11 protein-coding genes are annotated in these 9,481 nt (G+C 61.8%); 4 read left to right on the forward strand and 7 right to left on the reverse strand.

Annotated features, from left to right (window positions below; genetic code table 11):
• Positions 1-7: 7 nt before the first annotated feature.
• Positions 8-2,869 carry a DNA polymerase I gene (gene polA, locus PQU94_RS16470; protein WP_272742525.1) on the reverse strand — a complete coding sequence of 954 codons (2,862 nt, stop codon included), beginning with the start codon at positions 2,867-2,869 and terminating at the stop codon, positions 8-10.
• 149 nt (positions 2,870-3,018) lie between these two features.
• Here polA and PQU94_RS16475 point away from each other — a divergent pair, with 149 nt between their 5' ends.
• Positions 3,019-3,300 carry a type II toxin-antitoxin system RelE/ParE family toxin gene (locus PQU94_RS16475; RefSeq protein WP_272742526.1) on the forward strand — a complete coding sequence of 94 codons (282 nt, stop codon included), beginning with the start codon at positions 3,019-3,021 and terminating at the stop codon, positions 3,298-3,300.
• A gap of 31 nt (positions 3,301-3,331) precedes the next feature.
• Entirely contained in the window at positions 3,332-3,631 is a 300-nt protein-coding gene (locus PQU94_RS16480; RefSeq protein ID WP_272742527.1) for a HigA family addiction module antitoxin, read from the forward strand.
• Here the strand turns inward: PQU94_RS16480 and PQU94_RS16485 are convergent, their stop codons facing one another.
• The 5 genes from PQU94_RS16485 to PQU94_RS16505 form a co-directional block, all read right to left on the reverse strand.
• Positions 3,632-4,099 carry a VOC family protein gene (locus tag PQU94_RS16485; protein WP_272742528.1) on the reverse strand — a complete coding sequence of 156 codons (468 nt, stop codon included), beginning with the start codon at positions 4,097-4,099 and terminating at the stop codon, positions 3,632-3,634.
• 98 nt (positions 4,100-4,197) lie between these two features.
• Positions 4,198-4,410: a zinc-finger domain-containing protein gene (locus PQU94_RS16490; protein ID WP_272742529.1), complete on the reverse strand. Its 213-nt coding sequence runs from the start codon at positions 4,408-4,410 to the stop codon at positions 4,198-4,200.
• A 143-nt stretch (positions 4,411-4,553) separates the two neighbouring features.
• Positions 4,554-4,763, reverse strand: coding sequence for a hypothetical protein (locus tag PQU94_RS16495; RefSeq protein WP_272742530.1), 210 nt, complete (start codon positions 4,761-4,763; stop codon positions 4,554-4,556).
• A 69-nt stretch (positions 4,764-4,832) separates the two neighbouring features.
• Positions 4,833-6,122: an isocitrate lyase gene (gene aceA, locus PQU94_RS16500; RefSeq protein WP_272742531.1), complete on the reverse strand. Its 1,290-nt coding sequence runs from the start codon at positions 6,120-6,122 to the stop codon at positions 4,833-4,835.
• Complete coding sequence (locus PQU94_RS16505) at positions 6,119-6,298, reverse strand: hypothetical protein (RefSeq protein WP_272742532.1); 180 nt, start codon at positions 6,296-6,298, stop codon at positions 6,119-6,121. Before PQU94_RS16505 ends, aceA begins: the two co-directional genes overlap by 4 nt.
• 181 nt (positions 6,299-6,479) lie before the next feature.
• On the opposite strand from PQU94_RS16505, the gene PQU94_RS16510 reads away from it, so the two are divergent.
• Positions 6,480-6,911, forward strand: a complete 432-nt coding sequence (locus PQU94_RS16510) for a T6SS immunity protein Tdi1 domain-containing protein (RefSeq protein ID WP_272742533.1) — start codon at positions 6,480-6,482, stop codon at positions 6,909-6,911.
• Between the two features lie 3 nt (positions 6,912-6,914).
• Positions 6,915-8,348, forward strand: coding sequence for a helix-turn-helix domain-containing protein (locus tag PQU94_RS16515; RefSeq protein WP_272742534.1), 1,434 nt, complete (start codon positions 6,915-6,917; stop codon positions 8,346-8,348).
• 40 nt (positions 8,349-8,388) lie between these two features.
• On the opposite strand, the gene araD1 is transcribed toward PQU94_RS16515, so the two are convergent.
• Positions 8,389-9,399, reverse strand: a complete 1,011-nt coding sequence (araD1, locus tag PQU94_RS16520) for an AraD1 family protein (RefSeq protein ID WP_272742535.1) — start codon at positions 9,397-9,399, stop codon at positions 8,389-8,391.
• Positions 9,400-9,481 lie beyond the last annotated feature (82 nt).

The following is a 9,481-nucleotide window of genomic DNA, read 5'->3' on the forward strand; positions in this document are numbered from 1 at the left end:
TAAGGCGTCAGTGCGCCTCGTCCCAGTTGTCCGCTGCCTTGGCCTCGACCTCCAGCGGCACGGAGATATCGAGCGCCGGGAGGGCTGCGTGTTTCATCACCCTGACGATCACCGCTTTGGCGGCCTCGACCTCGGCTTCGGGGGCTTCGAAGATCAGTTCGTCGTGCACCTGAAGCAGCATGGTGGTGGTCAGGCCCGCCGCTTCGAGCGCGCCCGGCATACGGATCATGGCGCGGCGGATGATGTCGGCGGCGGTGCCCTGAATAGGCGCATTGATCGCCGCGCGTTCGGCAAAGGCACGCTGGCCCGCTGACTTGGCGTGGATGTCGGGGATGTGGATGCGGCGGCCGAAGATGGTTTCGACATAGCCCGTCGCCTTCACCTGTTCCTTGGCGGCGTCCATATAGGCCTTGATGCCGGGGAAGCGCTCGAAATAGGTCTTGATGTAGCGACCGGCCTCCTGATTGTCGATGCCGAGCTGATTGCCCAGACCAAAGGCCGAAATGCCGTAGATAATGCCGAAATTGATGGCCTTGGCGCGGCGCCGCACTTCGGACGGCATGCCTTCGACCGGGACGCCGAACATTTCAGACGCCGTCAGGGCGTGGATGTCGATGCCGTCCTGAAACGCTTTTTTAAGCTGGCCGATGTCACCGATATGGGCCAGCAGGCGCAGTTCAATCTGGGAGTAGTCAGCCGAGATCAGCTTGTGGCCCGGACGCGCCACGAAGGCGGTGCGGATCTTGCGCCCTTCCAGCGTGCGGATGGGGATATTTTGCAGGTTGGGTTCGTTGGACGACAGGCGGCCCGTCGTGGTCGAAGCCAGTTGATAGGAGGTATGGATGCGGTGGGTCTGCGGATCGGCATATTCGACCAGAGCGTCCGTATAGGTACCTTTCAGCTTGGCCATCTGACGATAATCGAGCAGCAGGCGCGCCAGACGTTGCGCCTGATCGTGCGTGCCCTTATCGGCGATCTCTTCCAGCACCTTGACGTCGGTCGCCCACTGACCCGTCGCGGTCTTCTTGCCGCCGGGCAGGGCCATTTCATCGAAGAAGATGGCCCCCAGTTGCTGCGGTGAATTGAGGTTGAACGGATGGCCGGCCACGGTGTGCGCCTCGGCCTCGATCTCGCCCATACGCACGCCAAAGTCCTGCGACAGAATGCGCAGCACCTGCGGGTCGATGCGCACGCCCGCCAGTTCCATGTCCGACAGAACCGTCGGCATGGCGCGTTCCAGCGTCTCATAGACGGTCAGAAGCCGCTTTTGCGCCAGTTGCGGCTTAAGCACGTGCCACAGACGCAGCGTGATGTCGGCGTCTTCGGCGGCGTATTCGGTGGCGGGTTTCAGATCGACGAATTTGAACGATTTGGCGCTCTTGCCCGTGCCGGCGACCTGCTTGAACGGGATGGGCGTGTGGCCCAGATGCAGTTCCGACAGCTCATCCATGCCGTGCCCGTGCAGGCCGCCTTCGAGCACGTAGGAAATCAGCAGGGTGTCGTCATAGGGCGCGACGCGGATGCCGTAACGCGCAAAGACCGACAGGTCGTATTTGATATTCTGCCCCACCTTCAGCACCGTCGGGTCTTCGAGCAGCGGCTTCAGTTCGGCCAGAGCCTCGACCAGGGCGATCTGTTTCAACTCATCCCCGGACAGGGCCAGGCCACCATCGTCCGACTGGTGCGCCAGCGGGATATAGACGCCCGACCCAGGCGCGCAGCTCAGAGAAACGCCGACCAGACCCGACGCCGTGGCCGACAGCGAGTCGGTTTCCGTATCGACGGCAAACACCCCCGCCGCGCGGCATTGCGCCAGATAGGCCTTCAGCGCCTCTATGTCCTGAACACACTGATAGGCGCCATAATCGACCGGTGTCAGCAGCGCTTCGGGGGTGGCCGGGCGCGGCGCGCTCACCTGAGCCGTGGTGCCGAACAGGGGCTTGGACACGGGTGCCTTGAGGTCGCGCGGGGTGGCCTGCGCCGTTTCGAGCGTCGCCAGCGACCCGCCGACGCGACGCGCCAGAGAGGTGAACTCCATCTCGGCGAGAAACGCCCCCAGTTCGGCGGCGTTCGGGTCTTTCAGGGCAAATTCCTCGATGGGGCACGGCGGCGGCACATCGCAACGCAGGCGCACCAGCTCACGCGACATCAGTATCTGATCGCGGAAGTCGGTCAGGGCCTCTCGGCGTTTCGGCTGTTTGATCTCATGCGCGCGTTCAAGCAGCGCATCGAGCGAGCCGTATTCGAGGATAAGCTGAGCTGCGGTCTTGATGCCGATGCCGGGCGCACCGGGGACATTGTCGGTCGAATCGCCGATCAGGGCCTGCGCATCAACGACCAGCTCAGGCGGCACGCCGAACTTTTCGATCACCTGCTCGCGCCCGACATGCGTGCCCTTGACCGGATCGAGCATGGAGACGTGATCGTTGACCAGTTGCATCAGGTCCTTGTCGGACGAGATGATGGTGACTTCGAACCCCTGCTGCACGGCCAGATGGGCATAGGTACAGATCAGGTCATCGGCTTCAAAGCCCAGAAGCTCGACATTGTGGATGCCAAAGGCCTTCGTCGCCTGACGGATCAGGGGGAATTGCGGTATCAGATCTTCGGGGGGCGGCGGACGGTGCGCCTTATACTGATCATAGAGGTCGTTGCGGAAGGTGTGCGCCCCGGCGTCGAAAATCACCGCCAGATGCGACGGCGCATCGTCGCCGCGGTTCTCTTTGATGAGCTTATACAACATGTTGCAAAAGCCCGACACGGCCCCAACCGGCAGGCCATCGGACTTGCGCGTCAGGGGCGGCAGGCCGTGATAGGCGCGGAAGATATAGCCGGAACCGTCGATCAGGACGAGGCGTTTGGGGGACATGAGGGCTCGCTTCAAGAGGGGTGTGCAGGCTTCATAAAGCCATCCGCGCACGATGCCAATTCAAACCGTCAAATTGCGACAGCAGGCCAATGTTGCGCGACGCACAACAATTGCTTTGCTCTCATATACGTTGTGTGATAGACAACACCATGATTGAAAGCTTCGCTAATCGTCAGACCCATCAATTGTTTGAGGGCATCGCCGTCAAGCGCATGGATGGCAGTTTGCAAAAACAGGCACTTCGACGGTTGATCTACCTTCACGCCGCCATAAGCCTGGATGATCTGCGCGTTCCGCCGTCAAACCGGCTGGAAGCCCTGCAAGGCGACCGCAAAGGCTTCTATTCGATCCGCGTCAATGACCAATGGCGCATTGTCTTCAAATGGCAGGACGGCAAGGCCTATGAAGTCGAATTCGTGGACTATCACTGAAACAGCACAAGGCCTCTGGAAAGCACAGAAAATGACGGACTATATCGACATCGACCCGCCGGGCGTCCTGCTGAAGGAAGACTTTCTGGACGATCTGGGCATCCGCCCCGGCACGCTGGCGGCGGCCATAAAGGTGGACCGCGCGGCCATCAAAGCCATTATCGAAGGCCGCCGCGCCATCACGGCAGAAATGGCGCTGCGCCTGGGCCTGTTCCTCGGCACCAGCCCGGAGTTCTGGCTCAACCTGCAAAAGGACTACGATCTGCGCAAGGCGAAGCGCGAACGACTCGACGAGTTAAAAGCCCAGATCGAACCGCTCAAGGTGGCGTGATCACCAGCTCCCCGTATTGGGCATGCTGGCCCACGGTTCCTGCGGGGCCTTGGGTGCCCCTTTTTGTAGCAGTTCGACGCTGATGCCGTCCGGAGAGCGCACAAAGGCCATATTGCCATCGCGCGGCGGGCGGTTGATCACCACGCCCATATCCATCAGGTGCTGACAGGCAGCATAGATGTCATCGACCTCATAGGCCAGGTGCCCGAAATTGCGCCCGCCCGCATAGTCTTCGACCTTACCGTTTTCGTCGGGCCAGTTATAGGTCAGCTCGACATGCGGCGCGGCGCGGTCGCCACCATTAACGGTCGCCGTGGCCGAATCGAGCGGTGCCGCCAGAAAGACCAGCGTAAAGCGGCCCTTTTCGCTCACCGTGCGGCGCACTTCGAACAGACCCAGACCGCGACAGTAGAAATCGAGCGCCGCGTCCAGATCTTTCACACGAACCATGGTGTGAAGGTATCTCATCAGAGCACTTTCCAAAAAGTGGGACGCACTTTTTGGATGAAAAAGTGCGCTAAACAAAAAACGAAAGCGCCGATCGGATGCCCTCAGATCGGCTGGCTTTAGTGATCGCCTTCGAGGCGCGGTGCCGGGCTTTGGTACTCGTGCGCGTGGTCCTTGTGCACGAACTTGCGGTCGCAATAGCCGCACTCGACCTCACCATTGGCCCCAAGTTCCAGATAGACCAGCGGGTGACCCAGCGCGCCACCGCCGCCATTGCAGGCGACCTTGTGACCATCGACATAGATGACTTCGGGAGGAGGAACGGTGCTCATAGATATAAGGCCCAGCTAACTCAGGGAGATGAGGCCAAGCCTTACTGAAAGCCGCGCCGCGCGTCAAATGAACAAAGCCCCTCCGCCGAGGTTCAGCGAAGGGGCAGGTGGAAAAGGCGTCATTTCTGTCAGGGGTGACGCCCTTACTCGTAGCCGTGGGCCGCCTCATTGATGGTCAGGGTCGGCATACGGGTGAAATCGACCTCGACCGGCTGCGCCAGCCTGAGCTGATAGGTCCGCAGGACGTGTTCAAGGCGACGACGGGTTTCCTGCGTGGCGGCCGCATCCGCATTGAGGTTCAGCGGCGCGAGGCAGAAGTCGATAATAGCATCAGGACGGGTGTAAGCGTTCATACGGCACTCTCCTTTACTCTGCGGGTTTTACTCTGGGGGTTTTACTCTGGGGGTTTTACTCTGGGGGTTTTACTCTGCGGGCTCAGCCTGAAACTGAGCGGTTTCGGTCGAGTCCTTCAACGCGGTAGTCGAGGACTGACCATTGGTGATGGTCATGGCGATCTTGTCGAAATAGCCGGTGCCGACCTCGCGCTGGTGACGGGTAGCGGTATAGCCCGCCGCCTCATTGGCAAATTCGCGCTGCTGAAGCTCGGAATAGGCCGCCATGCCGCGGTCGCGGTAACCGGAGGCCAGCTCGAACATGCCGTTATTCAGCGAGTGGAAGCCGGCCAGGGTCACGAACTGGAACTTGTAGCCCATAGCCCCTAACTCACGCTGGAATTTGGCGATCGTCGCCTCGTCCAGCTTGGCCTTCCAATTGAAGGAGGGCGAGCAGTTATAGGCCAAGAGCTTGCCCGGATGGACCTTGTGCACGGCCTCGGCAAAGCGACGCGCGTCGTCCAGGTCCGGGTGCGAGGTTTCCCACCACAGCAGGTCGGCATATTTGGCATAGGCCAGACCGCGCGCGATGCAGTGATCGAGCCCCGTCCCGGCCTTAAGGCGGAAGAAGCCTTCCGGCGTGCGGCTGTCGCGGTCGATGAACGGGTGGTCGCGCTCGTCAATGTCCGAGGTGATCAGTTGCGCCGACTCCGCATCGGTGCGCGCCACGGTGAGGGTGGGCACGCCCATCACATCGGCCGCCAGACGCGCCGCGATCAGGTTGCGCTCATGCGCCTGGGTCGGGATCAGCACCTTGCCGCCGAGGTGGCCGCACTTCTTTTCCGAAGCCAGTTGATCCTCGAAATGCACGCCCGATGCCCCGGCCTCGATAAAGGCCTTCATGATCTCAAAACTGTTGAGCGGCCCGCCGAAACCGGCCTCGGCATCGGCGACGATGGGCGCGAACCAGTCGCGCTTGGCGCCACCTTCGGAGTGCTCGATCTGATCGGCGCGCTGAAGCGTGCGGTTGATGCGGCGGCACAGTTCCGGGGCGGCATTGGCCGGGTACAGCGACTGATCCGGATACATGGCCGAAGCGGTGTTGGCATCCGCCGCCACCTGCCAGCCGGAGAGGTAGATGGCCTTGAGCCCGGCGCGCACCATCTGCATGGCCTGATTGCCGGTGACGGCCCCCAGCGCATTGATAAAGGGCTCCTCGCGCAGGAGTCGCCACAGGCGATTGGCCCCGCGCTCGGCCAGCGTATTGTGCACAAGGACCGAACCCCGCAGCTTTTCGACCTCCTGCGGCGTGTACGGACGGGTAATGCCGTCGAAGCGCCCCTTGGGGGCATTGGGCACCAGTTGCTCGAAAGTGGTCATGACAGGGTCTCCGTATCCCGGCGCTCAGGTCGGGGGGTGGTGGGATTGAGGCTTTCGCGGTGGGCCATCAGGGCGGCCTGACGCGACAGGACGGCCGCCGCGCCGAACGAGGACGCATAGACGGCCACAAGGTCGAACGGGCTCAGGAACGGTGTAAAGTTGGGTGAATTTGTCATAATACGTCTCCTTTCCGGCGGCTTGGCCGCGCTGTTGATGGGACGATTAAGCGCCAAAAATCAGAGAAAGGGAGGGTTTGGCGGGTAAATACCGCGTCATTTGGCAAAAGGCGACCTTGTTCGCTTTGTAAATTTATGACTAAATGACCGAAACATCACCCTTGCTAAGGCCGTTATGAACATGCGCGACATCATTCAAAAGGAATGGGGCTGGCTTGGCTTCGAAGTCGATCAGGTGCTGGAGGTGAACGCCTTCGGAAATGTTCTGTTTAGCTCTATGGATGGCCAGCGCTGGAGAATATGCCCCGAAGACCTTTTGTGCGAACCTATTGCCAGTGGGGAGGCAGATTACAGGCTGTTGTTACAGGACGCGGATTTTCAGTTGGATTGGAAAATGGGATGCTTGGTCGAAATGGCACGCGACACCATTGGCGATCTGCATGAGGGCTACAGCTACTGTCTTAAGCTCTGGACACCTCTGGGCGGCGAATATGTAGCGGACAATATAGCTCAAGCCCCCACTGATGAGGTGATTGCTTCTGCGGGCCATGTCGCTTTTCAGATTAAAGCTGTACCGAATGGCGGGCAGATTCAGTTGAAGGTCGTGGACTAAGCCATGTCCGAACTTGATCGCAAACTCTTCCTGGGCGGCCGCCTCAAACGTCTGCGGCACGACCTGAACCTGACCCAGACGCGCATGGCCGAAGACCTTGGCGTGTCGCCCTCCTATCTCAACCATCTGGAGCGCAATCAGCGCCCGGTGACGGCGCAGGTGCTGCTGAAGCTGGCCTCGACCTATGATCTCGATATGCGCAGCTTCACCTCGGAGGCCGATCCGTCGGGTGAGGCCGATCTGGCCGAGGTGCTGAGCGATCCGCTGTTCAAGGACCTGCACGCACCGCGCCGCGAAATCGCCGATCTGGTCGCCGCCTCTCCCACGGTGGCCGAGGCCATGCTGCGGCTGTACCGCGCCTATAAAGAACGCAAGGTGCGTGAGGTGATCGACCTCAGCTCGGCAGAAATCCTCAATGAACACTCGCCCGCCGACTGGACGCGCGATCAGGTGCAGGCGGCCAATAACCACTTCCCGGACTTCGATGAACGCGGCGAGGCTTTGTTCGAGGCGCTGGGCGGTGATCCGCACACGCTCGAAGCCGCCGCCGAACACCGACTGCAAAGTGAATTTGGCATCGGGGTGCGCTTCATGCCGGCCTCGGTCATGCTGATCTATCAGCGGCGCTACGATCCGCACCGGCGGCGGCTGATGCTGTCGGAGACGCTGGCCCCCTCCTCGCGCGTCTTTGCCATCGTCTATCAACTGGCCCTGTCGCTATACGGCGCGGAGCTGAATGCGCGTGTCGAACGCGCCAAGGCCCCGGACCTCGCCTCGGCGCGCCTGTTCAAGATTGCGTTGCTCAACTATCTGACGGCGGCGACCCTGATGCCCTATGGCCGCTTTCACGACGCCGCCGAAGCCTGTGGCTACGATCTGGAGCTGCTGCGTGCCCCCTTCGGCGTCAGTTTTGAACAGGCGGCGCACCGCCTGACCACCCTGTCGCAGCCCGGCCGCCGCGGCGTACCCTTTTTCATGATGCGGATAGATTCCGCCGGCAATGTTTCCAAACGCTTTGCGGCGGGCAAGTTTCCCTTTTCGCGCTTTGGCGGGGCCTGCCCGCGCTGGAACCTGCATCAGGCCTTTCAGTCGCCGGGCCGCATCCTCACCCAGGTGATCGAAACCCCCGCAAGCCCGAGCGGCGAGCGGTCGCGCTATTTCACGCTGGCGCGCACGCTCGACCGGGGCCTGCGCGGCTGGGACGGCGGGGCCTATAGCGAGCAGGCGCTGGGGCTGGGCTGTGAGCTGAAATACGCCGACAAGCTGGTCTATGCGAAGGGGCTCGACCTCAGCAACCCGGCGGCTGTCGAAACCGGCCCCATGTGCCGGCTGTGCGAACGCCCCAACTGCCGCGAACGCGCCGCCCCGCCGGTGACCAAGACCCTATCCGTCGATGAGTGGATCAAGTCGGCCACGGCGTTTCCGTTTGCAGGGTAATCCTACCTCCCCGGCGTGCCGGGGAGGTGTAAGACAGGCGTTACAACCGCACCACCTTCGCGATGTGGGCCAGCGGCTCAGTGGTTTTGAGGGGGTTTCTGAGCGGGTGGACGAAGGGGCGGGCGTCGATTTCGAACACGTCGCCGGCTTGCGTCTTCACGCCATCAGCAAAGCTCGCCGTCGCCGTCCCGAAGCAGTGCACATGCACATCGCCCGGCACCCGGAACAGCTCGTACTTGAAGTGGTGGTGTTCAAGGTTCTCAAACGTGTGGGACATGTTGTCCTCACCCGAGATAAACGGCTTCTCCCAGATCACTTCATTGCCGCGCACGATCTTCGACGTGCCTTCGACGTGGCTCGGCAGCTCTCCGGTCAGGAGCTCGACACCGAGGCTTGCCGGGCGCAGCTTGGAGTGGGCCAGCCACAGATAGTTCTGCTTCTCAGTCACGTGGTCTGAGAACTCATTGGCCAGCGCAAAGCCGATGCGATAGGGCTGTGCATCCTCGCCAATGACGTAGATGCCCGCCATTTCCGGCTCCTCGCCGCCGTCCTCGGCAAAGCCCGGCGACACCAGCTCGGCCCCCGGCCCGACCAACGCATAGCCATTGCCCTTATAGAACCATTCCGGCTGCGCCCCCGCCGTGCCCGAGGCCGGCTTGCCGCCCTTCACGCCCATCAGGAACATGCGCATCGAATCGGTCAGGTTTTCTTCGCCACCCGCCTCTTTGGCCTTGGCGTGCATCTTGTCGCGGCCCTCGGCCGAGCCCAGGTGCGTCAGGCCCGTCCCGGTCAGGTGCAGGTGGGCCGGGTCCGGATGGTCGATCGGGGCCAGCACGCGGCCTTCGGACAGGGCCAGCGCAATGTCCACCCCCTCACCCAGCCCCTGCTGCGCCACCTGATCGGCAATCGAGCGTTTGGCGGCAATGGCGGCCCTGGCCAGCTCATAGGTCGTGGTCACGCCCAGAATAATCTTCGCCGAACCGTCATCTTCGGCGGCGGCCACACCACGCGTTCCGTGGGCATCGACAAACTGGATCAGGCGAAGGGTCATGCGGTCGCTCCCGATAGATCAAGCGCATCCCCCGGAAGTGTCTGGCGGTTTGGGGCAGGATGCGCGGCCATTAAGTCTTTAA

Origin of the sequence: Asticcacaulis currens (genome assembly GCF_028550395.1) — a bacterium.
Lineage (GTDB): Bacteria > Pseudomonadota > Alphaproteobacteria > Caulobacterales > Caulobacteraceae > Asticcacaulis > Asticcacaulis currens.